1 pseudogene is annotated in these 430 nt (G+C 45.1%); it reads left to right on the forward strand.

From position 1 onward, the window contains the following. Nucleotides 1-54 precede the first annotated feature (54 nt). A pseudogene (locus ACYVTD_RS17030) lies at nt 55-430 on the forward strand (DNA polymerase); the annotation flags it as partial.

Genomic DNA, 430 nt, shown 5'->3' on the forward strand with positions numbered 1-430 from the left:
TGCGTAACGGTATTTTGATCGGCGGTTGACTGAGTGGGCTTCACGCTTGGATCAATGTTAAAAAAGACGGAATCTATCGCCCTTTTTGAAAACCTTGAAATGCCCCTGCTTCCCATTCTTGCGGAAATGGAAGGAGAGGGAATAAAAATAGAGCCAAAAGCTCTGACAAGTTACGGCAAGGAGCTTGCAGTCGAGCTTGATAAAATTCAATCAGACACATGGAAAATAGTCGGACACGAATTTAATCTTGCCTCGACAAAACAGCTACAGGAAGTTCTTTATGTTGAGCGAAAACTCACTCCCGGCAAAAAAACAAAAACAGGCTACTCCACAGACGCAGCCGCCCTTGAGGAGCTTGCACGCGAAGACCCAGTCCCCGCCCTTATTCTGCGTCATCGCACTTTATCAAAATTAAAGTCAACATATGTAG

It is taken from the genome of Treponema sp. R6D11, assembly GCF_054786075.1.